The following is a 24,887-nucleotide window of genomic DNA, read 5'->3' as shown; positions in this document are numbered from 1 at the left end:
CGCCAGGGCGGCAGACCGTCAGAGGCGGGGGACCGTAAGGGCGGCAGGGCGGCGGGCCGTCAGGCCAGGAAGATCAACGCCAGCCAACCGCCGACGATCACCGCCAGCGCGACCGCCAGCACCCAGGTCGGCACCTTGTAATCGCCGCGCCGGTTGCGCTCGACCTCGGCCCGGATCTTCTCGCGCCGGCGCTCGACCCAGTTCAGCTTCTCAGCGCCGCGGTCGCGCTCGGGGGGTTCAGACGTCGTCATGGCAGGGCCAGCCTACCCGGCGTGCCCCCGCCCGCCGCAGCCAGCGCCGCGGACGGGGGCCCGGCCGTCACATGCTGGCGATCAGGCGTTCCACCCGCTCGTCGTACGCCCGGAACGGGTCCTTGCACAGCACGGTGCGTTGCGCCTGGTCGTTGAGCTTCAGGTGCACCCAGTCGACGGTGAAGTCCCGCCGCTTCTCCTGCGCGTGCCGGATGAACTCGCCCCGCAGCCGGGCCCGGGTGGTCTGCGGCGGCGTCTCCTTGGCCTCGAAGATCTCCGGGTCCGTGGCCACCCGGTCCACCTCCCCGCGCCGCTCCAGCAGCCCGTACAGGCCCCGCCCGCGCCGCACGTCGTGGTACGCGAGGTCCATCTGCGCCACCCGGGGGTGCGACAGCGGCAGGTCGTGCTTGCGCTGGTACCGCTCGATCAGCCGCAGCTTCGACACCCAGTCGATCTCCCGGGACACCGGCTCCAGGTCACCGGTCTCCACCGCGCTCAGCACCCGGCCCCACAGCTCCACGACCCGCTTGGCCGTCTGGTCCCCGCCGCGTCGCTCCACGAACTCGGTCGCCTTAGCCAGGTACTCCTGCTGGATCTCCAGGGCGCTGACCTCCTTGCCGGAGGCCAGCCGCACCTTGCGCCGGCCGGTGATGTCGTGCGACACCTCGCGGATCGCCCGGATCGGGTTCTCCAGCGTCAGGTCCCGCATCACCACCCCCGCCTCGATCATCCGCAGCACGATGTCCGCGGAGCCGACCTTCAGCAGCGTGGTGACCTCGTTCATGTTCGAGTCGCCGACGATGACGTGCAGCCGCCGGTACCGCTCCGCGTCCGCGTGCGGCTCGTCGCGGGTGTTGATGATCGGCCGGCTCCGGGTGGTCGCCGACGACACGCCCTCCCAGATGTGCTCGGCGCGCTGGGACAGGCAGTACACCGCGCCGCGGGGCGTCTGCAGCACCTTGCCCGCGCCGCAGATCAACTGACGGGTGACCAGGAACGGGATCAGCACGTCCGCCAGCCGGCCGAACTCGCCGTGCCGGGAGACCAGGTAGTTCTCGTGGCAGCCGTAGGAGTTTCCGGCCGAGTCGGTGTTGTTCTTGAACAGGTAGATCTCGCCGGCGATGCCCTCGTCGTGCAGCCGCTTCTCCGCGTCGATGAGCAACCCCTCCAGGATCCGCTCCCCCGCCCGGTCGTGGGCCACCAGGTCCACCACCGAGTCGCACTCCGGGGTCGCGTACTCCGGGTGGGAGCCGACGTCCAGGTAGAGGCGGGCGCCGTTGCGCAGGAACACGTTGCTCGACCTGCCCCACGACACCACCCGACGGAACAGGTATCGCGCGACCTCGTCAGGGGACAGCCGCCGCTGCCCACGGTAGGTACAGGTGACGCCGTACTCGGTCTCGAGGCCGAAGATTCGCCGCTCCATGATGTGACATTAGCCCTCTCAGGCCCCGAATGGGCAGGGCTGACCACCCCGATGCCGCGACCGCCCGGTGTGTCCCCCGCCGGGCCGCCCACCGCCCGCCGGGCCTCGGTGGGCGGGGCCTGGCCCCCGCCGAAGCGTCGGGGCCGCTGGGGCGGTGTCCGGACACACGCGACCGGCCGCCCCACGAGGGGACGGCCGGTCGCGTGACGGTGCCGTCGGCCGGGACGGGCGGGCTACGCCTCGGGCGTGTCGTCCGCCCGCTGACCCTCCAGGTCCGCCGAGCCGGCCGAGGTGGTCGGCTTCTTCGCCTCCTCGGTCGGCGTGGCCGGGTGCTCCGGACGCTCCTCGGTCGGCGCCGAGCCGTTCGCCGCGTCCGTGTCGGCGTCCAGCAGGGCGGTCAGGGCCGCCCCGGTGATCCGCCGGAACGTCCGACCCACCCGGTGCCGGTCCAGGACCGCCACCTCGAGCTGGTTGGCCGCGATCGTGCGGGCGGCGCCGCCCTCGCCGCCGACGCTGCTCAATGCCGCCAGGGCCAGCCGAACCGCCTCGCCGAGCGACATGTCCGGACGGTGCTGCGACTTGAGCGACCCGGAGATCGCGTCGGCCTGCCCGCCCATCGCCATCCGGCCCGGCTCGTCGTTGACCGAACCGTCGTAGGTCAGCCGGTAGAGCGCGTCGTCCTGCGGCGTCGCACCCACCTCGGCCACGCAGATCTCCACCTCGAACGGCTTCGACTGCTCGGTGAAGATGGCGCCGAGGGTTTGCGCGTACGCGTTGGCCAGCGCCAGGCCGGTGACGTCGCGCCGGTCGTAGCTCAGGCCGTTGAGGTCGGCCATCCGGACCCCGGCACGGCGCAGGTTCTCGAACTCGTTGTACCGGCCGACGGCGGCGAAGCCGATCCGGTCGTAGATCTCGCTGACCTTGTGCAGGGTGCTGGAGAGGTTCTCCGCGACGAAGAGCACCCCGCCGGAGTAGCTCAGCACGACCGCGCTGCGGCCTCGGGCGATGCCCTTGCGGGCCAGCTCGGAGCGGTCGCGCATGATCTGCTCGGGCGAGGCATAGAACTGCATGGCCACGGCGGCGGTTCTCCTTCTGGGCGCTTTGCTGACGACTGCTGACTGGGCGGGGCGGGGCGGGCTCAGCCGCCCGGGTTCTCCATCCGGCCGGCGACCACGGCCTCGGCGACGGCGGCCGTCTCGGCGTCGGTGAGCCGGTGGGTGCCCTCCGCCGTCGCGGTCATCACCACCGGGTAGATCCGACGGGTCAGGTCCGGCCCGCCGGTCGCCGTGTCGTCGTCGGCCGCGTCGTAGAGCGCCTCGACCGCGAGCCGCGCCGCGTCGTCGATCGACAGGCCGGCGCGGAAGCGCTTCTTCAGCGCGGACCGGGCGAAGATCGAGCCGGAGCCGATCGCGTCGTACCCGGTCTCCTCGTAGGGGCCGCCGGTGACGTCGAAGCTGAAGATCCGGCCGGCCCGCGCCGGGTCGCTCGCGGCCAGGTCAAAGCCGGCGAACAGCGGGATGACCGCGAGGCCCTGCATGGCCGCGCCCAGGTTGCCGCGGATCATGGAGGCCAGCCGGTTGGCCTTGCCGTCGAGCGAGAGCATCGCGCCCTCGATCTTCTCGTAGTGCTCAAGCTCCACCTGGAACAGTCGCATCAGCTCGATGCCGATGCCCGCGGTGCCCGCGATGCCGACCAGCGAGTAGGCGTCGGCGGGGTGCACCTTCTCGATGTCGCGCTGGGCGATCAAGTTGCCCATGGTGGCCCGGCGGTCGCCGGCCAGCACCACGCCGCCGGCGGCCGAGATGGCCACGATGGTGGTCGCGTGCGGCGCCAGGTCGGCGGCCATGCCCGGGGGCAGCGGCCGGCGGCCGGGCAGCATCTCGGGAGCGGCCCTGCTCAGGAATGTGGTGAAGGAGGACGTCCCCGCGTTGGTGAACACATCTGGTAGACGCCCGGATGGATCAAAGCCCGCTGCCACGTGGTTCCTCTCAGGTACGTGATCGCCCTGGCCAGCCTCGTGGGACTGTCACGGAACTGGCCAAGACCACCGTTGCAGTTGAAGCAGAGTATCCCGCGCGATGATCCCGCGCGATGATCGTGGTCCAGATGTTCCGTGTCGGGATCGCCACGCAGGGGCACGGCCGCCGCCGGTCGTCGACCGCTCACGTGGGCACCCCCGCGCGACGCTGCCGGCCGCTGCCCGGACGCCCGGCGCGCGGTCAGCGTCCGACACCCACGACCTTCGGGCGACGTGAGCCACCCCTAGGCAAAGCGGACATTACGCCCTATTGCCCGCCCTTCTGGACGTAACCCCTCACGAATTCCTCGGCGTTCTCCTCCAGGACGGAGTCGATCTCGTCGAGCAGGTCGTCGACGTCCTCGGTGATCTCGGCGTGCCGCTCGGCAACCTCCGGGTTCGCCTCGGTGGTGACGTCCTCGATCTCCTCGCCCTGCCGGGCCTTGCCCGACTGCGACTGCCCGCCGCTGTCATGAGTGGCCATTGCTGCCTCCTCCACGATCGTCTCCGATGAACTTACCTCGCGGAGATGACGAAAAGCCCGCCGCGCGCCGGCTTCTCCGGCACGCGGCGGGCTTTTCGTCCGGCGGGTCAGCCGCCGGTCAGCGTCTCCAGCAGGTCCTTGGCGCTGACGCACCGGTCGAACAACGCGCCCACGTGCGCGCGGGTGCCCCGCTCCGGCTCCATCATCGGCACCCGCACCAGCGACTCCCGGCCCACGTCGAAGATGACCGAGTCCCAGCTCGCGGCCACCACCTCCGAGGCGTACTGCGCCAGGCAGCGGCCCCGGAAGTAGGCCCGGGTGTCCTCCGGCGGCTCGGTCATCGCGGTGCGGGTCTGCTCGTCGGTCAGCAGCGTCTTCATCGAGCCGCGCTGCACCAGCCGGTGGTAGAGCCCCTTGTCCGGCCGCACGTCGGAGTACTGCAGGTCGACCAGTTGGAGCTTGTGCGCGCCCCAGCCGAGCTTCTCCCGCTCCCGGTAGCCCTCCAGCAGCCGCAGCTTCGCCACCCAGTCCAGCTCGTCGGCGCACAGGAACGCGTCGCGGCCGAGCCGGTCCAGCACGCTCTCCCAGCGGTCCAGCACGTCGTTGGTCTGCGCGTCGGCGTCCGTGCCGTACCGGTCGTCCACGAAGGACCGCGCCCGCTCGAAGTACGCCCACTGCAGGTCCAGGGCGGTCAGCCGGCGCCCGTCGCGCAGCCGCATCCGGTGCTTCAGCGACGGGTCGTGGCTGACCGCGCGCAGCTCCGAGACCGGGTCGGCGATGCCCAGGTCCGGCCCGAGCGCCTTCTCCTCGATCATGGTGAGGATCAGGGCCGTGGTGCCGACCTTCAGGTACGTGGAGATCTCCGACAGGTTCGCGTCGCCGATGATGACGTGCAGCCGGCGGTACTTGTCGGCGTCGGCGTGCGGCTCGTCCCGGGTGTTGATGATCGGCCGCTTGAGGGTGGTCTCCAGCCCGACCTCGACCTCGAAGAAGTCGGCGCGCTGGGAGATCTGGAAGCCGCTGGCACCGCCGTCCTGGCCGATGCCGACCCGGCCCGCGCCGCAGACGATCTGCCGGGTGACGAAGAACGGCGTCAGGTACGCCACGATGTCGGAGAACGGCGTCTGCCGGCGCATCAGGTAGTTCTCGTGGGTGCCGTAGCTGGCGCCCTTGTTGTCGGTGTTGTTCTTGTACAGGTGGATGGGCTGGGTGCCCGGGATCGTGGCCGCGCGGCGGGACGCCTCGGCCATCACCCGCTCCCCGGCCTTGTCCCACCGCACCACGTCCAAGGGGTTGGTCACCTCCGGAGTGGAGTACTCCGGGTGGGCGTGGTCGACGTAGAGCCGGGCGCCGTTGGTGAGTATCACGTTGGCCAGTCCCAGGTCCTCGTCGGCGAGGGCCTCGGCGGGGTCGTACGCGGCGCCGGAGTAGGTGAAGCCGCGGGCGTCGCGCAGCGGCGACTCCTCCTCGTAGTCCCAGCGGGCCCGGCCGCCCCGGTTGAGTTCCGGGCGTGCCCCGTAGGCGTTGACCACCTGGGACGAGGTGACCATCGGGTTGGCGCCTGCCTGGCCGGGCACCGAGATACCGTACTCGACCTCGGTGCCCATGATCCGTCTTACGCTCATCGACCTACCCGCTCCACTCGCCGACCCGGTCCCCCATCACGTCGAGCGTAGTCCGCGCCGCGCGGTGCGGGGGCGTGGCGGGCGGGCCGCGTCGGGTGTCGCCCGAGGACGGTCCCGGGTGTCGGGACGCGACAGGGCCCGCGACAGTGGTGTCGCGGGCCCCGCAGCGTGCTGGTCGGTCTACAGGTACTGACCGGTGTTGCTGGCGGTCTCGATCGACCGGCCGGCCTCCGTGCCCTTGCCGCCGGAGACGAGCGTGCGGATGTAGACGATCCGCTCGCCCTTCTTGCCGGAGATCCGGGCCCAGTCGTCCGGGTTGGTGGTGTTGGGCAGATCCTCATTCTCCCGGAACTCGTCGACGCAGGCGTCGAGGAGGTGCTGCAGGCGCAGGCCCTTGCGACCGGAGGTGAGGAACGCCTTGATGGCCATCTTCTTGCCCCGGTCGACGATGTTCTGGATCATCGCGCCGGAGTTGAAGTCCTTGAAGTAGAGGACTTCCTTGTCACCGTTGGCGTAGGTCACCTCGAGGAAGCGGTTGTCCTCGGTCTCGGAGTACATCCGCAGCACGACCGCGTCGATCATCGCCTCGACGGTGGCCTGGGGATCGCCGCCGTGCTCGGCCAGGTCGTCGCCGTGCAGCGGCAGCCCGGCGAGGATGTACTTCGAGAAGATGTCCTTGGCCGCCTCGGCATCCGGCCGCTCGATCTTGATCTTCACGTCGAGCCGGCCGGGGCGCAGGATGGCCGGGTCGATCATGTCCTCCCGGTTGGAGGCGCCGATGACGATGACGTTCTCCAGGCCCTCCACGCCGTCGATCTCGCTGAGCAGCTGGGGGACGATGGTGTTCTCCACGTCCGAGGAGACGCCGGAGCCACGGGTCCGGAAGATCGAGTCCATCTCGTCGAAGAACACGATCACCGGGGTGCCCTCGCCGGCCTTCTCCCGGGCACGCTGGAAGATCAGCCGGATGTGCCGCTCGGTCTCGCCGACGTACTTGTTGAGCAGCTCCGGGCCCTTGATGTTGAGGAAGAAGCTGGTGTGCCTGTCCTTACCCAACCGCTCGGCGATCTTCTTGGCCAGGGAGTTCGCCACCGCCTTCGCGATGAGCGTCTTGCCGCAGCCTGGCGGCCCGTAGAGCAGGATCCCCTTGGGCGGGCGGAGCTGATGCTCGCGGAACAGGTCGGCGTGCAGGAAGGGCAGCTCCACCGCGTCGCGGATCTGCTCGATCTGCGACTGGAGGCCACCGATGTCGGTGTAGTCGACATCGGGCACCTCCTCCAGGACCAGCTCCTCGACCTCGCTCTTCGGGATCCGCTCGTACGCGTATGCCGAGCGGGGCTCGATCATGAGCGAGTCACCGGCCCGGATCGGCGAACCGATCAGGATCTCGGCGAGGTGCACGATCCGCTCCTCGTCGGAGTGGGACACCACCAGCGCCCGGTCGCCCGGTGCGCCGTCGGGACCCACGAGGATCTCCTTGAGCATCACCACCTCGCCGACCCGCTCGAAGCCGAACGCGTCGACGATGTTGAGCGCGTCGTTGAGCAGGACCTCCTGGCCACGCCGCAACTCCGCGACGTCCAGCGAGGGTGAGACGGCGACCCGGAGCTTGCGCCCCCCGGTGAACACGTCCACCGTGCCGTCCTCGTGCGCCGCCAGGAAGACACCGTAGCCACTCGGCGGTTGCGCGAGGCGGTCGATCTCCTCCTTGAGCGTCACGATCTGCGCCCGGGCCTCCTTGAGAGTGCCGACGAGCCGTTCGTTGTTCTCGGTCAGCCGCGCCAACTGTGCCTGGGTGGCCGCCAGCCGCTCTTCGAGCTGCCGGACGTGTCGGGGGCTTTCGGTCAACTTGCGCCGCACCAGAGCGAGTTCCTCTTGAAGGAACGCGACCTGCGTGGAGAGATCGTGGGCCTCCTTCTCCCACCGTGCGGCGCGCGAGTCCGCGTCGTCGCTGCGTGCCACGTCCCACCTCCCCGGGGGGCTTGAACGTTCTGCCCTAACACTAGCCGCTATGAGGCCGATTCGGTCCCACGCAACGCCCTCGTCACCGAACCTTGATCGCCAGGGTGGCCGCAGGGGCAGGTCCCGGCGTTCGGGTACCGTCGTGACGTGGCACGGGAGAACATGGGGGGTGCACCAATGGCCGAGGTCGCGACCGACACGTTGCAGGTCTGGGTGGATCAGGACCTCTGCACGGGCGACGGCCTGTGCGTGCAGTACGCGCCGGAGGTCTTCGAGTTCGACGTCGACGGCCTGGCGTACGTCAAGGGCCCCGACGGCGAGCTCCAACTGGCCCCGGCCAGCCGAGTGGACGTGCCCGCGCACCTGCGCCTGGAAGTGATCGACTCGGCGAAGGAATGCCCGGGCGACTGCATCCACGTGGTGCGCGGCAGCGACGGCGTCGAGGTCGCCGGCCCGGAGGCCGAGGACGACTGACCGCGCCGGGCCGACCGGGCCGCCCCGCCGGGGGCCCGGCCGGCCCGGCCGGCCCAGTCTCAGAGCAGCGGACGGCCGACCACCGAGGCGACCAGCCGGGAGAACTCCTCCAGCCGGGCGATCTGCCCCGCCCCGCCGTCGTCGAGAGTCTTGCCGAAACGCAGCGCGTCGTGCCTGGGCGCCCCGGCTGCGTCGTCGCCCGGCGGCGCCTCGTCCAGCGAGGTGAGCAGCAGGTAGACGTCGATGCTGTCGACCCGGATCCCGCCGTCGTCGGCTCGGGTGAGCCGCCGCCGGCAGCCCACCTCGGTGACGGTGGACACCGGCACGACCCGCAGCGACGAGGTCATCGCCCCGGGCGGCCCCTCCCCCGGCGGCACGTCCTCGCCGTGCCACAGCACGAGGCGGCTGCCGTCGCAGACCACCACCTCCTGCCACACTCCGTTGACCTCGTTGACGAAGCGTTCCAGCGTGAAGCCGAGCACGGACGCGCCGCGCAGCACCCCGCCGAGGGCCTCCAGGGCGACGTCCGGGTCCCGCAGGTAGGCCCGGGCCGCCGATTCCAGGTCGGTGTAGGGCGACCAGTCGGGGAAGACCGCCGGCACGTCCTGACCGCCGAAGCCGGGCTGACTCACGACGCCTCCCCCCGTTCGCCGCCGTCGTCGCACCGGCCCGCGCCGGGCCGGGCCGTCCGCTCGCCCATGCCGCCTCCCGCCGACCGGGCCGGGCCGGCGGGCGGCGCCCCGCCCGGCCCGGTCGCCCGTCCGCTCACGCCCGACCGTTTCGCTGGCTGGTCACGGCGTTTCCCGCTCCTCCGTGGCCTCGGGCGGCGCCCCGGCGGCCGTGGCCGCGGCGGCCTGCCGGGCCACTTCGGCCGCCCGCAGCACCTGCCGCCGCTCGGCGTACGCCTCGGCGCCCTTGCTGGGTTTGCGCCGCCGAGGCGGGGCGGTCACTCCGGGGGCGAGCTTGCGGGCGGATACCAGGAACGCGGTGTGCGCGATCATCCGGTGGTCGGGGCGCACGGCCAGGCCCTCGGCGTGCCAGTCGCGCACCAGCGACTCCCAGGCCCGCGGCTCGGTCCAGCCGCCGCGCTCGCGCAGCGCCTCCACCAGCTCGGACAACTGCGGGGTGGTGGCCACGTACCCGATGAACACGCCGCCGGGCAGCAACGCCCGCTCGACCATGTCGAGGTTCTCCCACGGCGTCAGCATGTCCAGGATGATCCGGTCGAAGCCCGTCTCGGCGCAGCCGGCCACGTCGCCGACGTGCAGGTGCCACGCCGGGTGCGGGCCGTCGAAGAACGCCTCGACGTTGCGCCGGGCGATCTGGGCGAAGTCGTCGCGCACCTCGTAGGAATGCAGCTCGCCGGTGGTGCCGACGGCCCGCAGCAGCGAGCAGCTCAGCGCCCCGGAGCCGGCGCCGGCCTCCAGCACCTTCGCGCCGGGGAAGACGTCGCCCATGGCGACGATCTGCGCCGAGTCCTTCGGGTAGATCACCTGGGCGCCGCGCGGCATGGACAGCACGTAGTCCGACAGCAGCGGGCGCAGGGCGAGGAACGCGGTCCCGCCGCCGGAGGTGGTCACGACGCTGCCGTCGGGCAGCCCGATCAGGGTGTCGTGGTCCAGGATGCCCCGGTGGGTGTGGAACGCCTTGCCGTGCTCCAGGGTGACCGTGTGCATCCGCCCCTTCGGGTCGGTCAGCTGCACCCGGTCGCCGGGGCGGAACGGCCCCCTGCGATGGCCCCTGTCCGGCGCGTCTGATGCCGCGCCGGGACCTGAAGTCGTCGGCACGGGCGGCGGCGCCGGGGGGTCGGCGGGCACCGGTGTGCCGGGGTCGGCCGGCAGGGCGGAGGGATGTGCGGTCACGTATTCATCTTCCGTTTGGGTTCCAGGAGCTGCGCAAGATCCGCGATGTGCAGAACGCCGACGACATCTTCGCCTGCCGTCACGACGTACTGCGCGCCCGGGTGGGTCTGCACGACCTCCATCACCGCTTCGCCGTCCAGGCCGACCGGCAGGACGGGCAGGGCGGCCAGGGAGCGGGACACCTCGTCGACGGTGATCCACGGCCGCCGCTCCGGCGGCACCGCGGCGGTGGCGACCGGGTCGAGCAGGGCCACCGGCCGGCCGGTGGTGTCGGTGACGACAAGGGCCGCGTCGGGCCGGGGGCCCTCGGCGCGGCGGCGCTGCGCCTCGGCCAGCGGGGTGCCGGTGGGCACCGGGAAGACCGGGCGGGCCAGCCGGCGCAGGTCGATCAGCGAGAACCGGCGGCTGATCCGGGCCAGTCGCACGGACTGCCCCGCGCCGCGCCACAGGGTGAACGCGACCAGCAGCATCAGCGGCAGCGCGAGCGGCACCAGCAGCCGGTTCACCGCCAGGACGACGACCAGCGCGGCGGTGCCGACGGCGACGGCCCGGCCGACCCAGCCGGCGACCTCGGTGCCGGTGTGCCGGTCCCGGGTCAGCGCCCACACGGCAGCGCGGAGCGCCCGGCCGCCGTCCAGCGGCAGCCCGGGCAGCAGGTTGAACACGGCGACGATGACGTTGCTCACCGCGAGTTGGAAGGCGAGCTGGTTGGCCAGGGTGCCGTCGGGCAGGGCCAGGGTGGCGACCACGGCGGCGGCGCCGAGCACCGCGGAGACCGCCGGGCCGGCCAGCGACACCAGCAGGTCGACCCGGGGGCTGGGGGCGTCGCGGTCCATCTCGGTGTACCCGCCGAGCAGCTCCAGGGTGATCCCCCGCACACCGATGCCGTGACGGCGGGCGGTCAGGGCGTGGCCCAGCTCGTGCAGCAGCACCGAGCCGAGCAGCGACACGACGAACCCGAAGCCGATCAGGTAGCCGCCGAGCTGGGACAGGTCGAGCTGGCTGCGGGCGAACTCGGCGTACATGACGGTGACGAGCAGGGTCAGCAGCAGCATCGACCCGTTGAGGTGCAGCGGCACCCCGAACACCCGGCCGACGGTGAATCCGGCGGACCGCTGTGGCCGCCGCCGCGGCCCGGTCGTCTGCTGCTCCATCGTCCCGATGCTACGTACCCGCCGCCGACGCCCGCCGCTCGGAGCGGCGGGGACGGGCTTGTCGGACCGGTGGCCTAACCTTCCGGACATGACGGCGGAACCGGTGATCGACCAGCAGCAGGCGCAGGCCACGGCGGAGGTGCAGGCCACGGCGGGGGTGCCGGCCACGGTCCGGGCGTCACTGTCGCCGTCGCGGGCGGCCGACTTCAAGACCTGCCCGCTGCTCTACCGGTTCCGCAGCATCGACCGGCTGCCCGAGCGGCCCAGCGTGGAGCAGGCCCGGGGCACGCTGGTGCACGCGGTGCTGGAGCGGCTGTTCGACCTGCCGGCGGCCGGGCGCACGCCGGAGGCGGCCGGCGACCTGGTGGGCCCGCAGTGGGACCGGCTGGTCACCGAGCAGCCGGAGCTGGCCGGCCTGTTCGACGCCGGCGACCCGGCCGGCACGGCCGAGTTCCTGCGCGCGGCGGCGGGGCTGCTGGAGGGCTACTTCGCGGTGGAGGACCCGCGCCGGCTGGAGCCGGCCGAGCGGGAGGCGCTGATCTCCGCGGTGGTCGACGACGAGCTGTTGATCCGGGGCTACCTCGACCGGCTGGACGTGGCCCCGGACGGGGCGCTGCGGGTGGTCGACTACAAGACCGGCGGTGCCCCCCGGGAGGCGTTCGAGGCCCGGGCGTTGTTCCAGCTCAAGTTCTACGCGCTGGTGCTGTGGCGCACCCGCGGCGTGGTGCCCCGGGTGCTGCGGCTGCTCTACCTCAAGGACGCCGAGGTCTGCGACTACGCCCCCGACGCCGACGAGCTGCTGCGCTTCGAGCGGACCGTGGTGGCGCTGTGGCAGGCGATCGAGACGGCCACCGCCCGGCAGGATTTCCGGCCCCGTCCGAGCCGGCTCTGCGACTGGTGCAACCACCAGGCGCTGTGCCCGAGCTTCGGCGGCACCCCGCCGCCGTTCCCGGCCGCCGCCGGCAGCGCGGACCCGCTGGTCGACGCCCGGTCCCGGCCCGCCCCGCCCGGGGCGGACGAGTGAGCCTCCTCCCTGAGGAGGAGACGGGGTTCACCGTCGGCGACGATCGATCGCGCGTGGCGGCGGCTAGCGTTCCGGTATGACCGGAGGGCCGAGGGCGTTGCTGCGCCGCCACCCGCTCGCCGCCGACGCGCTGTCCGCCGTCGCCCTGGTGCTGGTGGACGCCGTGCTCGTCCTGCTCTCCCCGCAGGATCTCCGGCTCGGCCCGTTGCCCGTCGCGGTCGGCTGGAGCGTGTTGTGCGCCGCTCCGGTGGCGCTGCGCCGGGTCGCCCCGTGGCCGGCGGTGGCCGCCGCCGTGGCCACCCTCGCCCTGCCGGCGCTGCTCGGGCCCGCCCCCACCACGCAGAGCCTCACCTTCGTGGTGCTCACCTACACGATGGCGGCGCACCGGCCGGTGCGGGCCGCCGCGGCGGCCACGGTCGTGCTGTGGCTGCCGGTGGCGGCGGTCAACGTCCTCACCCCCGCCGACGACGCGGCGCTCGGGGTCGGCCCGGCGTACCTGGTGCTCAACAACCTGCTCACCGCCGTGGTGGCGTACGCGGTGGGGCGGGCGGTGCACGCCCGGCGCACCTCGACGGAGGCGCTGCGGGAACGGGCCCGCTCCGCCGAGCAGAACCAGCGGTCCCTGGCCGAGCAGGCCGTCGCCGACGAGCGGCGCCGCATCGCCCGGGAGCTGCACGACGTGGTGGCGCACCACGTGAGCGTGATGGGCGTACTGGCCACCGGCGCCCGGCGGGTGCTGCGCCGCGACCCGGACGCCGCCGACGAGGCGATCGCCACGATCGAGGACACCAGCCGGGCCACCCTGCGGGAGATGCGCCGGCTGCTCGACGTGCTGCGCACCGACGCCGAACCGGCCGCCGACCTGGCCCCGCAGCCCGGCCTGGCCGGCATCGAGGCCCTGGTGGAGCAGGTGCGCGAGGCCGGCCTGCCGGTGACGCTGCGCACCGAGGGCACCCCCGGGCCCCTGGAGGAGGGCGTGGCGCTGACCGTCTACCGGATCGTGCAGGAGGCGCTGACCAACACGCTCAAGCACGCCGGGGACGCCACCGCGGTGGTCCGGCTGACCTTCGGCGCGGCGTTCCTGGCCGTCGAGGTGACCGACACCGGCCGGGGTCCGGGGCCGGCCCCGGACCGGATCGGACACGGCGTGGTGGGCATGCGGGAGCGGGTCGGCCTCTACGGCGGGACGCTGCGCACCGGGGCCCGCCCGGGCGGTGGCTACCGGGTGTACGCGAGGATTCCCGTGGAGCGGTTCGGGGCGGTGCCGGCGTGACCGGGGCCCGTGCCACGATCAGCGGGCCCGCGACGGGCCCGGCGCGACGGGAGGACAGGCGATGAGCGACAGCGTGACGACGGCGCGGCGGGTGCGGATCCTGCTCGCCGACGACCAGCCGCTGCTGCGCACCGGCTTCCGGATGGTGCTGGGCACCGAGGACGACCTGGACATCGTTGCCGAGGCCGGCGACGGCCTGGAGGCGGTGGAGCTGTCCCGCCGGCTGCTGCCCGACGTGGTGCTGATGGACATCCGGATGCCCCGGATGGACGGGGTCGCCGCGACCCGGGCCATCGTCGACGCCCGGCTGCCGGTGCGAGTGCTGATCCTGACCACGTTCGACCTCGACGAGTACGTGGTGGGGGCGCTGCGCGCCGGGGCCAGCGGCTTCCTCGCCAAGGACGTGCCGGCGGAGGACCTGGTGACGGCGATCCGCACGGTGGCCGCAGGAGAGGCGGTCGTGGCGCCGCGGATCCTCAAGCGGCTGCTGGACCGCTTCGCGGACGTGCTGCCCGACCCGGCCGCCGCCCCGCCGAAGGCGCTCAACACCCTCACCGAGCGCGAGCGGGAGGTCCTCGTGCAGGTGGCCCGAGGGCTGTCCAACGCGGAGATCGCCAGGGCGCTTTCGATCAGCGAGACCACCATCAAGACGCACGTCGGGCACGTGCTGACCAAGCTGGGGCTGCGCGACCGGGTGCAGGCCGTGGTGCTGGCGTACGAGTCGGGTCTGGTGCGCCCCCGGGCGTAGCCGTGGCGGCGCCGGGCCCGCCGGTCCGCGTACCGGCGGGGTCGTCGCATGGGGTGACGGCCAGGTGTTGCGTCGTTGCCTACCGTGACCGGCGGTGGGCTGGTGGAGTTTGACCCTGACGTGGCGCGAGGGCCTACCGTGCGCGGCGGCGACGACGCGCACCGTGGTCGGAAACGGTCAGGGTGAACCCTGAGTCGTCCTCCGGGCCGACCCGCAGCGGGAAATCCGCCGACGCTCCCCCCAGAGTCGGACGGATCGGCGGCGCCGGTCACCGAGGATGAGGACATGCCACACACCGGCCAGCGGGGGCGGTGCGGAAGCAGCCGGACGGAAGAGGTAGATGACGTGACCGCGACGGTAGGCCACCAGGCGCGAGCCGCAGCCCGCGCAAGCGACGTGTGGAAGGTGTACGGCAGCGGCGAGGCGCAGGTCGTCGCGCTGCGGGGGGTGAGCGCCGAGTTCGAGCGGGGCCGGTTCACCGCGATCATGGGCCCGTCCGGGTCGGGCAAGTCGACGCTGATGCACTGCCTGGCCGGCCTGGACTCGGTCACCCGGGGCACGGTGTCGATCGGCGAGACCACGGTGACCGGGCTCGGCGACGCCGGGCTGACGAAGCTACGCCGGGACAAGGTGGGCTTCATCTTCCAGCAGTTCAACCTGCTGCCCACGCTGACGGCGAAGGAGAACATCCTGCTGCCGATGTCGATCGCCGGCCGCCGGCCGGACCCTGCCTGGTACGACACCGTGATCGACACGGTCGGGTTGCGCGACCGGCTCGACCACCGCCCGGCGCAGCTCTCCGGCGGTCAGCAGCAGCGGGTGGCGTGCGCCCGGGCGCTGGTCGCCCGCCCCGAGGTGATCTTCGCCGACGAGCCGACCGGCAACCTCGACTCCCGCTCCGGCGCGGAGGTGCTGAACTTCCTGCGCAACTCGGTACGCGAGCACGGTCAGACCATCGTCATGGTGACCCACGACCCGACCGCCGCCGCGTACGCCGACCGGGTGGTGTTCCTCGCCGACGGACAGGTCGTCTCGGAGCTGATCGAGCCGACCGCCGACACGGTGCTGGACACCATGAAGAAGCTCGACGCCCCGGTCATCACCGAGGTGGGAAACTGATGTTCCGGGCCACCCTCAAGAGCCTGCTGGCGCGCAAGGTGCGCCTGGTCCTCTCCGGCCTGGCCGTGGTGCTCGGCGTCATGTTCGTCTCCGGCGCGTTCGTGCTCACCGACACCCTCGGCCGTTCCTTCGACTCGGTCTTCGCCGACGCGTACGCCGACATCGACGTCAACGTCGCCGCCGAGCCGAAGATCGCGGTGGGCGAGGCGGAGGGCGAACAGGTCTCCCCCGCGTTCCCGGCCGACGTGGTGGGCCGGGTCCGGGCGGTACCCGGCGTGGCCGAGGCCACCGGCGTGGTCAACGCCGACGGGGCGCGGCTGATCGGCAGCAACGGCAAGGTGGTCACCTCGTTCGGCCCGCCCCAGCTCGGCGAGAACTGGACCGGCGAGAGCGACCTGGTGAAGCTCCGGGAGGGGCGCGCGCCGCAGGCCGACGACGAGATCGTGGTCAACGCGGCCCTCGCGACGGCCGCCAAGGTCAAGGTGGGCGACCGGGTCGGTGCGCTGACCGCGTTCGACTCCAAGCGCCGCGACTTCACCCTCGTCGGCACCTTCGGCTACAGCGGCGGGCGGGACTCCGTCGGCGGGGTGAACGAGATCGCGTTCACCACACCGGCCGCGCAGCGGCTGATGCTCGGCAAGCCCGACACGTTCAACAGCGTGACGGTGCGGGCCGCCGGCGGGGTGACCCCGGAGGCGCTGCGCGACGACCTGACCCGGGCGCTCGGCCCCCAGTACGAGGTCAAGACCGGCGAGCAGCTCTCCGCCGACGCCGCGGCCAGCCTCAAGGAGGGGCTTTCCTTCTTCAACAAGGTGCTGCTCGGCTTCGCCGCGGTGGCGCTGCTGGTCGGCACGTTCCTGATCCTCAACACGTTCTCGATCATCGTGGCGCAGCGGACCCGGGAGCTGGCCCTGATGCGGGCCATCGGGGCCAGCGGGCGGCAGATCATCGGCTCGGTGGTGCTGGAGGCCCTCGCGGTCGGGCTGATCGCCTCGGTCCTCGGCCTCGGCGCGGGCATCGGGGTGGGCGCGCTGCTGGCCTGGGCGTTCGGCAGGTTCGCCGGCGGGCTGGCCCTGGCCGGGCTGGGCGTGCCGCCGATCGCGGTGGTCAGCGCCTTCGCGGTCGGCATGCTGATCACCGTGGTGGCGGCGCTGCTGCCGGCGCTGCGGGCCGCCCGCATCCCACCGATCGCGGCGATGCAGGACGTGGCCACCCCGGACCGGCCGCTGACCCGGATCACCGTCTCCGGCGCGGTGGTCACCGCCATCGGCGGCGCGCTGCTGGCGGTGGGGCTGACCGGCAACGCCGACGGCGCCACGCTGCCGGTGATCCTGGGCGGGGTGCTGTTCACGTTCATCGGGGTGGCGCTGCTGACCCCGCTGCTCAGCCGGCCGGTGGTGTCCCTGCTCGGCGGGCTGTTCGCCTGGTCGGTGCCCGGCCGGCTCGGCCGGCTCAACTCGGGGCGCAACCCGCGCCGAACGGCCATCACCGCCGCCGCCCTGATGGTCGGCATCGCCCTGGTCACCGGGGTGACGGTGATCCTCGACTCGGCCAAGTCCAGCATCGCGGGTACGGCGGAGAGCATCGTCGACGCGCAGCTGGTGATCTCCGGGGCGCAGACCGGACCCCGGCCGCCGACGTTCGACCCGGCGGTGGTCGACCGGGCCGCCGCGCTGCCGGGGGTGAACGCGGTGGTGGGCGTCTACAACGACAACGCGATCGTCGACGGCGACCGGACGACGTACGTGGTCGCGCTGACCGACCTGGCCGCGATGGGGCAGATCTACCACACCACCGCGCAGTCGGGCACGATCGCCACGCTGCGGCCGGACCAGGTGGCGCTGAGCGTCTCCGGCGCGAAGGAGCTGGGCAAGTCGGTGGGTGACCGGCTGACCGCCCAGTTCGCCCGGGGCGAGGGCCCGCACACGTACACGGTGACGGCGGTCCTGCCCGACGACCGGACCATCGGGTCGATCATGCTGCCGAGGGAGGCGGGGGCGGAGTTCACCAGCCCGCAGCCGTTCACGGCGCTGGTGCAGCTCACCCCGGGCACGGCCGTGTCGCAGGTGCAGCCGGGGCTGGAGGCGCTGGTCGCGGACAGCCCGGAGGTGTCGGTGGCCGACCGGGCCAGCTACATCGAGCAGCAGACCAGCGGCTTCGACACGCTGCTCACGATGATCCAGATCCTGCTGGCGCTGGCCATCGTGATCGCCGTGCTGGGCATCATCAACACCCTGGCCCTGTCGGTGCTGGAGCGGACCCGGGAACTGGGCCTGCTGCGGGCGATCGGGCTGCGCCGGGGGCAGACCATGCGGATGATCACCGTGGAGGCAGTGGTGATCTCGGTGTTCGGCGCGCTGCTCGGCGTCGTCGTCGGCACCGGCCTCGGCGCGGCGGTGGTCCGGGCGCTCCAGGACGAGGGGATCACCGACCTGGTGCTGCCCTGGTCCCAGATCGGGATCTTCCTCGGCCTGGCCGCGCTGATCGGGGTGGTCGCGGCGGCGCTGCCGGCCATCCGCGCCGCCCGGATCAACATCCTGGGGGCGATCGCTCACGACTGAGCCACGGGCACCTCTGCCACTTCCTGGGTGGTGGCAGGGGCTCTGGCCGACGGCGGGGTCGACCCGCCGGGCGAGGCCCTCGGTCAGGTGACCGGGGGCCTCGTCGTTCACGGCGGGCGGCCAGGAGGCCAGCCGGTCCGGGGCGTGCGCCGCCCCGGCCGGCAGGTCAGGCCGGCGGTTCGCCGAGCAGGGCGGCGAGCAGCTCCAGGTCCGCCCCGGTCAGGCTCGCCAACTGGTGTACGCCATCGGCCGGCGCGATCGGCACCTCCGCCGGCACGGCCAGCACCGCCGCGCCGGCGGCCAGGGCGCTGGCCACCCCGGTCGGGGAGTCCTCGATCGCCACGCACCGGGCGATCGGCACGCCGAGCAGCCGGGCGGCGGTCAGGTACGGCTCCGGGTGCGGCTTGGTCGCGTCCACCTCGTCGCCGCAGACCACCACGTCGAAGCTGTCCCGCCCCAGGGTGTCCAGCGCCACCTCCACCAAGGGCCGGACGCTGGAGGTGACCAACGCGGTCGGGACGCCCGCCGCGCGGACCGCGCCCAGCAGCGCCAGCGCGCCGGGCCGCCAGCGCAGCCCGGTGCGGAACAGCTCCAGGATCCGCACGTCGATCCACGCCGTGCTGACCAGCGGGTCGCGGTGCGGCTGACCGAGGTCCTCGTGCAGGATGCGCATCGAGTCGGCCATGCTGGTGCCGACCATCGCCCTGCGGGCGGCGGCGGACAGGGTGCCCCCGTACTCGGCCGCCAGCTCGCGCAGTGCGACGTCCCACAGCTTCTCACTGTCGACCAGGGTGCCGTCCATGTCGAAGAGCACTGCGGCGGGATGGTGGCTGCTCAGCGGGTCCTCCAGTGGTCGCGCGGTCGACGCGATCCTCTCAGCCGGCCCGGCCCGCCGACGCCCGGACCCGCTCGGGGGTGACCTCGGCGACCCTTCCGGGGGCGGCGTCAGCCCAGATTGCAGGCCGACAGGCCGGACTCGTAGCCGCGGAAGAAGGAGTCGGTGCGCTGCTCGGCGGTGCCGTGCGCACCCTCCGCGAACCACGGCTGGTCCGGGTCGTCGCCGACGGCGAGCAGCCCCTCCCGGAACTCCTCCAGATCACCCTCCTCCAGCGTCAGCTGCTGGGCCCGGATCGAGCCGCCGAGGTACGCCCCGGCCATGCAGTCGGCCTGCAACTCCTGCTGGATGGTGAAGTCGTAGCGGATGCCCAGGCGCACCTGCACGCCGTGGGCGTACTCGTGGCCGAGCAGGTAGTACAGGAACGCGTCGCCGACCTGCCGGAACGCCGAGACCGACCAGTTGACGTCGTAGGCGATGAAGTCGCCCGCCGAGCAGTACACGGCGTTGTTGCGCGGCAGCGCCTGCCCGCCGCAGGACAACTCGCCCTCCCGCTGGTACGCCACCACCCGCCGGATCGGCTCGAACCGCCGGCCGGACTCTTGGAACTGCGCGGTCCAGTACACCTCGGCCTTGTCCACCGCGCCGGCGAAGTCCTCCTTGAACTCCGCGACGCCGGTCGTGCCGTCGGCGCGGGTGCGATCCGCGCCCGGTGCCGAGGACTGGCGGGGCCGCTCCGGGCCGGGCTGCCGCGGCGCACCCTCGTCCACCCCGCCGACCACGCAGCCGCCGGCCAGCACCAGCACGGCCAGCAGACCCACCAGCGGCCCTCGCGGCCGACGTCCCGCGCGTACCGTCACCGTGCCTCCCCGGTTCGCCCTCGCCGGTGCAGTACCCCGGCCCCGCTTCGATCATGCCGCCGGCGAGGGCTCCCGGTGACCCTCCGATCGGCTCGCGTCGACGCCACCCCGCCCGGGCTCGCCGTCGTCGCACGGTCGGCGGCCCGCGCTCCGCCCAGGGGGGTCGGGCGAGGCCGCCCGTCCCGTCCCGTCACGGGCTGGCGGCGAGGAAGACGAACGCGGCCAGCAGGACCAGGTGCACGCCGCCCTGGAGCAGGGTGGCCCGGCCCGGCACCACGGTCAACACGCCCGTGACGACGGTCAACGCCAGCAGCGCCAACTGCGTGCCGCCCAGCCCGAGCAGCAGCGGCCCGTCCAGCCAGATCGAGGCGATGGCGATGGCCGGGATGGTCAGGCCGATGCTGGCCATGGCCGAGCCGAGGGCCAGATTGAGGCTGATCTGCACCCGGTCGCGGCGGGCGGCACGGGCAGCGGCCAGGGTCTCCGGCAGCAGCACCAGCAGCGCGATGATCACGCCGACGAACGCCTGCGGAAGGTTGGCGGCGGACACCCCCGCCTCGATGGCCGGTGACACCATCTTCGCCAGACCCACCACGGCGACCAGCGCCACCACCAGCAGGGCGAGGCTGGCCAGCGCGGCCCGGGGCGACGGCGGGTCGGCGTGCCCGTCTCCGTCAGCGTCGACCACCGCCCCGTCGGCGCCCACCGGCAGGAAGTAGTCGCGGTGCCGGCCGGTCTGCACCAGCACGAACAGCCCGTACAGGGCCAGCGAGGCCACGGCGGCGAAGGTGAGCTGGGCCGGGGAGAACTCCGGGCCGGGCCGGGCCGTGGTGAAGGTCGGCACCACCAGGCTCAGAGTCGCCAGGGTGGCCACGGTGGCCAGCGCCCCACCGGTGCCCTCGGGGTTGAACACCGCCACCCGGCGGCGCAGCGCGCCGAGCAGCAGGGACAGGCCCAGGATGCCGTTGCAGGTGATCATGACGGCGGCGAAGACCGTGTCCCGGGCCAGCGACTGCGTCTTGTCGCCACCACTGATCATCAGGGTGACGATGAGGGCCACCTCGATGACCGTGACCGCGACGGCGAGCACCAGCGAACCGAAGGGTTCACCCACCCGGTGGGCGACCACCTCCGCGTGGTGCACGGCCGCCAGCACCGCCCCGGCCAGGAACACCGCCACGATCACCACGACCACCGGGGGTAACTCCCTGCCCCAGGTCAGGACCAGGACCACGACGGCGAGCAGGGGAACGACGACGGTCCAGTCGGTGACACGGGAACGCAGGAGGGCGGGCATGGCGCCAACCCTGCCAGAAATCGTGATCATCGCCCACCCGAACTACGGCACGCACCCGCGGTAACCGCGCAGGTGGGAGCGGGTCCGACCGCGACGACGGCCCGGGAATCCCTCAATCACGCCCGACGATGCCGGCATCGGGAACCCGCCAGAGCACCAGCTCCGTGTCCGGCACCCGCTCGGCGAACCACCCGTCCCGGGCCGCCGCCGCGAGCAGGCCCCGCAGGTCGTCGTCGAACGCCGCCAGCCGCGCCCCGAACAGGTGCGGCACCGCGTCCGACCGCGAGTGCACCCACGCCACCACGTCGTCGACCGACCGCCGCACCACCGCCCCCGACGGCACCCGCAACCGCTGCGGGCCGACAAAACCCGCCGCCGCCAGCACCGCGTCCTCGCCGCCCGGCGTCCCGTGCGGCAGGAACCCCCGGCCGGCCCGCCGAACCGGGCCCAGATAGCCGCGCACCAGCTCGGCCACCGCCGCGTACGGGGGCACCGGACAGGGCAGCCCGGCCGTCGACAACGGCTCCTTGGCGTCGCTGATGTGCACGAACGCCCCGCCCGGCAGCAACATCCGGCGCACCGTCGTCGCGACCCGGGCCTGCTCCATCCAGTGGAAGGACTGCCCGAACACCGCCACCCGGAAGAGCCCCAGCCCGGCCGGCAGATCCTCCGCCCGCGCCCGCACCCACCGGACGTCGCCCACGCCCTCGACGGCGGCCCGCTGCCGCGCCCGCGTCAGCATCCCGGGGTCCGGGTCGATCCCCACCGTCTCCGCGAACCACCCGGCCAGCGGCAGCGTCACCGTCCCCGGGCCGCAACCCACGTCCAGCAACCGACCCGACCCGTCCAGGCCGAGGACCTCCGCCAGCGCCGCCCCGAAACCCTCCGCGTACGGCAGCCGCCCCCGCTCGTAGTGCACGGCGGCACCCTCGAACAGGGACTCGTCCCAGACCCAGCCCTCCGGCACGCCCCTCGCTCCCCTCACTCCGACGCGGTCAGCGCCGACCCGCCGCCAGGCGAACCGGCCGGGCACCGCCGGCCGGGCACCGCCGCCGCGTCATCAGCAAATCGTTCCACAGCCTGGTGACCGCCTGAGCCCTTGCCCCAGGCAGCGATCAGCTCACGGTGACCTGCCGTGACTCCCGCCGCGCGCTGATCCGGGTGCCCGACGTCCTCCATGGACGTCCCAGCGTGGTCATCCGATCATTACTCAACCGGCATCAATTACAGGTAGACCAACGCGAGCGCCCAGCCGACGATGACGCGCGAATACGCCATGAGGGTGGCGAGTATCAGCAGTCCGGCAGCCGTCAACGCCACCATCACCGCGAAGACGGTGCCGTTCGTCGCCACGTATCGCCAGCCACGGCGAGGCGAGGGCTCGTTGGGGCGAACATCATCCTCTTCAAAGAAGATCACGAAGTGAGGCTACGTAGGTACCCCGGATCAACGCCCCCACCCCGGCCATGGCCTGTTCCACAAAGACCTTGGACCCACGGCCCGGGCAGCCGGCAGACCAGCGTTCACGCAGCTCAGGATGGGTGACGGCGTCACTTGGCGTTGAACTGTAACCGGGTTGACGGCCTGACTCCTTGATCCCCAGGCAACCAGCACCGCCACGTGAGCTGCTGCACTTCAACCCTTGACCCCGACCAGAAAGCCCGAGCATGAAGCTGCCGCCCGGAGCCACCGGATTCACCCCACCACCCGGGGGGCACGCGGACTTGGGCGCCTTCACCGCCGTCTGCCACCACGCCGCCCGCGCCATCGGCGCCACCGTCACCGGCGTCACGCCTGCCGCCGTCACACCGAACTTCCACACGATCGACATCACCCACGACCAGCACCACCTCGCCGTGCTGCGGCATACCGCCGTGCCGTTCGTCGCCTTCGCCCGCCCCCGAGCCAGCGGCGACATCAACACCACGTTCGTCGACCACCGCGACCTCGCCGCCGCCATCGCCAACCTGACCGACGCCCAGGCCCTCACCGTCAAGCAGCTACGAACCCCGCTGCCACAGGTCGACCTGAGCGCCCTCGACCCGCGCGAACACGACCAGATCAACTGCTGGAAGCCGACCACCGTCGGCGAACTACTGTTCAACCTCTGGGACTGAGGACCAGCAACCTGAGAGCAGGAACAACAAGATCGTCTAGCCGGATTTGTAACGGATCATCTGAGTGCAATCCGTTACGCATCAACCGGAGCCCGACATCGCCGGTAGCCCGCCTGGGCCTAGGTTCTGTCTTGCGGATCTTGGTGGTCGGGGACGGCGCGTAGCCAGTCGAGGGTTTCGACCAGGTCGAGAGTGGCCTGGAAGTGGGCGGCGAGTTTGTCGTACCTCGTGGCGAGTCCTCGCCAGTGTTTGCGCCGGTTGAAGCCGCGTTCGACCTGGTTGCGGCGCCGGTAGGCGACCTTGTCGAACCGTGGTGGTCGGCCGCCGCGTCGTCCTTTCCGCTTCCGGTTGGCGATCTGGTCGTTGGGCTCGGGGATGACCGTGGTGATGCCCTTGTCCCGCAACGCGGTCCGGTTCGCACGAGAGGAGTACGCCTTGTCACCGGTGAGCGAGTCCGGACGCTGGCGGGGTCGTCCGACACCGCCGGGTCGGGGGACCCGGACCTGCTCCAGCAGGGGGACCAGTTGGCGGGTGTCAGCTGCCTGACCAGGGGTGATCAGGCTGGCCAGGGAACGGCCACGCCCGTCGGCCAGGGTGTGGATCTTCGTGGTGAGACCACCCCCCGATCGGCCGATGGCTTGTGCTGCCCGCGACTCCTCGCGGGTCAGCCCCCTTTACGGGCACCGGCGGCGTGCTGGTGGGTCCGCACGATGGTGGCGTCGACCTGGGCGTTCCAGTCGATGTCGTCATCGAGTTCGGCCAGGGCGATGACGTGGGCCTTCAACCGGGCCCAGGTGCCGTCGGCCGCCCACCGAGCGAACCGCCCGTGGGCGGTCTTCCATGGCCCGTACCGTTCGGGCAGGTCCCGCCACGGCGAACCCGTGCGCTTGACCCAGCAGATCGCGTTGATGACCTGCCGGTGATCCCGCCACCGGCCACCCCGCACGGGCTGTGCCGGCAACAACGGTGCCAACACAGCCCACTCATGGTTCATGAGATCACCTCGCGCCATACAGGGCTTAACGAGCGAGACTCATGATCCGCAAGACAGAACCTAGACCGCTTCCCCGACCTCGTAGGGGTGTGTGTCGGTCGGGTCGTACGGCTGGTCGGCCAGTTCCACCGCCTGGGAGTGCTCCAGCGCGTAGTAGACATGTGCACAGCGCGGATGCACGGTCACCAGGTCGCCGGGCTCAAGCGTCATCTCCGCTCGTTCGCCGGAGCCCAGGTCGTGGTACAGCGCTCGCAGGCGCCCGCTGATCAGATACAGCGTCTCCGACTTGTGGTTGTGGAAGTGGTTACCGCGTGGCTTGGTGGCGTCAGGCCGGAACTCCAGGTAGGCGAGGAATCGGTAGGTACCGCCGTTGACTACCTGGGCCAGCTCACCCGCTGGCGACTGAATCCGTCCTCCTCCAGGAGGAACCGGAGGCGTCGTTACCGGAAGTCGCCGCACCTGCACCTTCTCCATGGCCGCATCGTAGGTCCTCAGCCTCGACCGCTGACCGAGCGACTGTCCACGGGCACTCGGTGTCAGGCCGTAAGTTCCTGGCGCAAGTCGTCCAGATCGACGTGACTCGTGGACCGGCGAGTCGGCAGCATCGACGAGCGGCAGGTACGGGATCAGCCGCAGCCACCCGTCAACCAGCAGGATGTTCATGAAAGATGCCGCGTGCCGTTCGAATCCGTTGGGCGACAGCGCGGTTGTCTTCCTCGGTCAAGTCCAGATGTATCCGCAGCCCTTGTGCTGTCACTCCCATGTCGCCAGTCACTTCGGCTGGGCTCTGCGTAACGGCCAGCT

At 72.2% G+C, this 24,887-nt stretch carries 25 protein-coding genes; 7 read left to right on the top strand and 18 right to left on the bottom strand.

The window, feature by feature from the left end; translation table 11 throughout:
- Positions 1-59 precede the first annotated feature (59 nt).
- From OG617_RS28065 to arc, 8 genes are all read right to left on the bottom strand, one after another.
- Positions 60-251 (bottom strand): hypothetical protein, encoded by a 192-nt coding sequence (locus tag OG617_RS28065; protein ID WP_161690664.1) that lies wholly within the window; start codon positions 249-251, stop codon positions 60-62.
- Between the two features lie 67 nt (positions 252-318).
- Positions 319-1,677 carry a Pup--protein ligase gene (gene pafA, locus OG617_RS28060; protein ID WP_396679051.1) on the bottom strand — a complete coding sequence of 453 codons (1,359 nt, stop codon included), beginning with the start codon at positions 1,675-1,677 and terminating at the stop codon, positions 319-321.
- 233 nt (positions 1,678-1,910) lie between these two features.
- Positions 1,911-2,753 carry a proteasome subunit alpha gene (gene prcA, locus OG617_RS28055; protein ID WP_405095927.1) on the bottom strand — a complete coding sequence of 281 codons (843 nt, stop codon included), beginning with the start codon at positions 2,751-2,753 and terminating at the stop codon, positions 1,911-1,913.
- 62 nt (positions 2,754-2,815) lie between these two features.
- Positions 2,816-3,655: a proteasome subunit beta gene (gene prcB, locus OG617_RS28050; RefSeq protein ID WP_387018101.1), complete on the bottom strand. Its 840-nt coding sequence runs from the start codon at positions 3,653-3,655 to the stop codon at positions 2,816-2,818.
- Positions 3,574-3,816: an endonuclease domain-containing protein gene (locus OG617_RS28045; protein ID WP_243639353.1), complete on the bottom strand. Its 243-nt coding sequence runs from the start codon at positions 3,814-3,816 to the stop codon at positions 3,574-3,576. Before OG617_RS28045 ends, prcB begins: the two co-directional genes overlap by 82 nt.
- A 146-nt stretch (positions 3,817-3,962) precedes the next feature.
- Positions 3,963-4,178, bottom strand: a complete 216-nt coding sequence (locus OG617_RS28040) for a ubiquitin-like protein Pup (RefSeq protein WP_387018105.1) — start codon at positions 4,176-4,178, stop codon at positions 3,963-3,965.
- A gap of 107 nt (positions 4,179-4,285) precedes the next feature.
- A complete protein-coding gene (gene dop / locus OG617_RS28035; RefSeq protein ID WP_405095926.1) occupies positions 4,286-5,803 on the bottom strand; it encodes a depupylase/deamidase Dop in 1,518 nt (505 codons plus the stop codon).
- A gap of 180 nt (positions 5,804-5,983) precedes the next feature.
- Complete coding sequence (gene arc / locus OG617_RS28030; protein ID WP_405095925.1) at positions 5,984-7,765, bottom strand: proteasome ATPase; 1,782 nt, start codon at positions 7,763-7,765, stop codon at positions 5,984-5,986.
- 177 nt (positions 7,766-7,942) lie between these two features.
- Here arc and OG617_RS28025 point away from each other — a divergent pair, with 177 nt between their 5' ends.
- Complete coding sequence (locus OG617_RS28025; RefSeq protein ID WP_161690650.1) at positions 7,943-8,239, top strand: ferredoxin; 297 nt, start codon at positions 7,943-7,945, stop codon at positions 8,237-8,239.
- Positions 8,240-8,298: 59 nt separating this feature from the next.
- Here the strand turns inward: OG617_RS28025 and OG617_RS28020 are convergent, their stop codons facing one another.
- The 3 genes from OG617_RS28020 to OG617_RS28010 all read right to left on the bottom strand — a co-directional run bounded on the left by OG617_RS28020 (position 8,299) and on the right by OG617_RS28010 (position 11,189).
- Positions 8,299-8,871, bottom strand: coding sequence for a hypothetical protein (locus OG617_RS28020; RefSeq protein ID WP_405095924.1), 573 nt, complete (start codon positions 8,869-8,871; stop codon positions 8,299-8,301).
- A 159-nt stretch (positions 8,872-9,030) separates the two neighbouring features.
- Positions 9,031-10,101, bottom strand: coding sequence for a tRNA (adenine-N1)-methyltransferase (locus OG617_RS28015; protein ID WP_405095923.1), 1,071 nt, complete (start codon positions 10,099-10,101; stop codon positions 9,031-9,033).
- Positions 10,098-11,189 (bottom strand): M50 family metallopeptidase, encoded by a 1,092-nt coding sequence (locus OG617_RS28010; protein WP_405103988.1) that lies wholly within the window; start codon positions 11,187-11,189, stop codon positions 10,098-10,100. The genes OG617_RS28015 and OG617_RS28010 overlap by 4 nt, the downstream gene beginning before the upstream one ends.
- A 154-nt stretch (positions 11,190-11,343) precedes the next feature.
- Between OG617_RS28010 and OG617_RS28005 the strand changes: the two genes are divergently transcribed.
- The 5 genes from OG617_RS28005 (at position 11,344) to OG617_RS27985 (ending at position 17,980) form a co-directional block, all read left to right on the top strand.
- On the top strand, positions 11,344-12,279 hold the full coding sequence (locus tag OG617_RS28005) for a RecB family exonuclease (RefSeq protein ID WP_405095922.1): 936 nt from the start codon (positions 11,344-11,346) through the stop codon (positions 12,277-12,279).
- 76 nt (positions 12,280-12,355) lie between these two features.
- Positions 12,356-13,552, top strand: coding sequence for a sensor histidine kinase (locus OG617_RS28000; RefSeq protein ID WP_405095921.1), 1,197 nt, complete (start codon positions 12,356-12,358; stop codon positions 13,550-13,552).
- A gap of 61 nt (positions 13,553-13,613) precedes the next feature.
- Positions 13,614-14,300: a response regulator gene (locus OG617_RS27995; RefSeq protein ID WP_405095920.1), complete on the top strand. Its 687-nt coding sequence runs from the start codon at positions 13,614-13,616 to the stop codon at positions 14,298-14,300.
- Positions 14,301-14,645: 345 nt separating this feature from the next.
- The gene (locus tag OG617_RS27990) at positions 14,646-15,419 is read left to right on the top strand and encodes an ABC transporter ATP-binding protein (RefSeq protein ID WP_405095919.1); all 774 of its coding nucleotides are present in this window, start codon (positions 14,646-14,648) and stop codon (positions 15,417-15,419) included.
- On the top strand, positions 15,419-17,980 hold the full coding sequence (locus tag OG617_RS27985; protein ID WP_405095918.1) for an ABC transporter permease: 2,562 nt from the start codon (positions 15,419-15,421) through the stop codon (positions 17,978-17,980). Before OG617_RS27990 ends, OG617_RS27985 begins: the two co-directional genes overlap by 1 nt.
- 166 nt (positions 17,981-18,146) lie before the next feature.
- Here OG617_RS27985 and OG617_RS27980 read toward each other — a convergent pair whose 3' ends face one another.
- The 5 genes from OG617_RS27980 to OG617_RS27960 all read right to left on the bottom strand — a co-directional run bounded on the left by OG617_RS27980 (position 18,147) and on the right by OG617_RS27960 (position 22,391).
- A complete protein-coding gene (locus OG617_RS27980) occupies positions 18,147-18,794 on the bottom strand; it encodes an HAD family hydrolase (protein ID WP_405095917.1) in 648 nt (215 codons plus the stop codon).
- Between the two features lie 131 nt (positions 18,795-18,925).
- Positions 18,926-19,675: a neutral zinc metallopeptidase gene (locus OG617_RS27975; protein WP_405095916.1), complete on the bottom strand. Its 750-nt coding sequence runs from the start codon at positions 19,673-19,675 to the stop codon at positions 18,926-18,928.
- Between the two features lie 190 nt (positions 19,676-19,865).
- Positions 19,866-20,972: a calcium:proton antiporter gene (locus tag OG617_RS27970; RefSeq protein WP_396679079.1), complete on the bottom strand. Its 1,107-nt coding sequence runs from the start codon at positions 20,970-20,972 to the stop codon at positions 19,866-19,868.
- Positions 20,973-21,084: 112 nt separating this feature from the next.
- A complete protein-coding gene (locus OG617_RS27965; protein WP_405095915.1) occupies positions 21,085-21,939 on the bottom strand; it encodes a class I SAM-dependent methyltransferase in 855 nt (284 codons plus the stop codon).
- A gap of 257 nt (positions 21,940-22,196) precedes the next feature.
- Positions 22,197-22,391, bottom strand: a complete 195-nt coding sequence (locus OG617_RS27960) for a hypothetical protein (RefSeq protein WP_405095914.1) — start codon at positions 22,389-22,391, stop codon at positions 22,197-22,199.
- A 248-nt stretch (positions 22,392-22,639) separates the two neighbouring features.
- Between OG617_RS27960 and OG617_RS27955 the strand changes: the two genes are divergently transcribed.
- On the top strand, positions 22,640-23,089 hold the full coding sequence (locus OG617_RS27955) for a hypothetical protein (RefSeq protein ID WP_405095913.1): 450 nt from the start codon (positions 22,640-22,642) through the stop codon (positions 23,087-23,089).
- Positions 23,090-23,208: 119 nt separating this feature from the next.
- Here OG617_RS27955 and OG617_RS27950 read toward each other — a convergent pair.
- A protein-coding gene (locus OG617_RS27950; protein ID WP_405095912.1) for an IS5 family transposase occupies positions 23,209-24,101 on the bottom strand; the annotation gives its coding sequence in 2 pieces (ribosomal slippage) (positions 23,209-23,754 and positions 23,757-24,101; 891 coding nt in all).
- A gap of 42 nt (positions 24,102-24,143) precedes the next feature.
- The gene (locus OG617_RS27945) at positions 24,144-24,557 is read right to left on the bottom strand and encodes a hypothetical protein (protein WP_405095911.1); all 414 of its coding nucleotides are present in this window, start codon (positions 24,555-24,557) and stop codon (positions 24,144-24,146) included.
- Between the last annotated feature and the right edge of the window lie 330 nt (positions 24,558-24,887).

It is taken from the genome of Micromonospora sp. NBC_01412 (assembly GCF_045040215.1).
In the GTDB taxonomy this organism is placed as follows: Bacteria; Actinomycetota; Actinomycetes; order Mycobacteriales; family Micromonosporaceae; genus Micromonospora; species Micromonospora rubida.
Note: the sequence above shows the minus strand (reverse complement) of the source record. Positions and strands in the feature narration are given on the sequence as shown.

What these genes read in the sequence shown, in the direction of transcription:
- OG617_RS28065 (WP_161690664.1), bottom strand. Translation starts at nt 251, where the DNA reads ATGACGACGTCTGAACCCCCCGAGCGCGACCGCGGCGCTGAGAAGCTG.
- pafA (WP_396679051.1), bottom strand. Translation starts at nt 1,677, where the DNA reads ATGGAGCGGCGAATCTTCGGCCTCGAGACCGAGTACGGCGTCACCTGT.
- OG617_RS28040 (WP_387018105.1), bottom strand. Translation starts at nt 4,178, where the DNA reads ATGGCCACTCATGACAGCGGCGGGCAGTCGCAGTCGGGCAAGGCCCGG.
- dop (WP_405095926.1), bottom strand. Translation starts at nt 5,803, where the DNA reads ATGAGCGTAAGACGGATCATGGGCACCGAGGTCGAGTACGGTATCTCG.
- OG617_RS28025 (WP_161690650.1), top strand. Translation starts at nt 7,943, where the DNA reads ATGGCCGAGGTCGCGACCGACACGTTGCAGGTCTGGGTGGATCAGGAC.
- OG617_RS28005 (WP_405095922.1), top strand. Translation starts at nt 11,344, where the DNA reads ATGACGGCGGAACCGGTGATCGACCAGCAGCAGGCGCAGGCCACGGCG.
- OG617_RS28000 (WP_405095921.1), top strand. Translation starts at nt 12,356, where the DNA reads ATGACCGGAGGGCCGAGGGCGTTGCTGCGCCGCCACCCGCTCGCCGCC.
- OG617_RS27995 (WP_405095920.1), top strand. Translation starts at nt 13,614, where the DNA reads ATGAGCGACAGCGTGACGACGGCGCGGCGGGTGCGGATCCTGCTCGCC.
- OG617_RS27985 (WP_405095918.1), top strand. Translation starts at nt 15,419, where the DNA reads ATGTTCCGGGCCACCCTCAAGAGCCTGCTGGCGCGCAAGGTGCGCCTG.
- OG617_RS27970 (WP_396679079.1), bottom strand. Translation starts at nt 20,972, where the DNA reads ATGCCCGCCCTCCTGCGTTCCCGTGTCACCGACTGGACCGTCGTCGTT.
- OG617_RS27955 (WP_405095913.1), top strand. Translation starts at nt 22,640, where the DNA reads ATGAAGCTGCCGCCCGGAGCCACCGGATTCACCCCACCACCCGGGGGG.
- OG617_RS27945 (WP_405095911.1), bottom strand. Translation starts at nt 24,557, where the DNA reads ATGGAGAAGGTGCAGGTGCGGCGACTTCCGGTAACGACGCCTCCGGTT.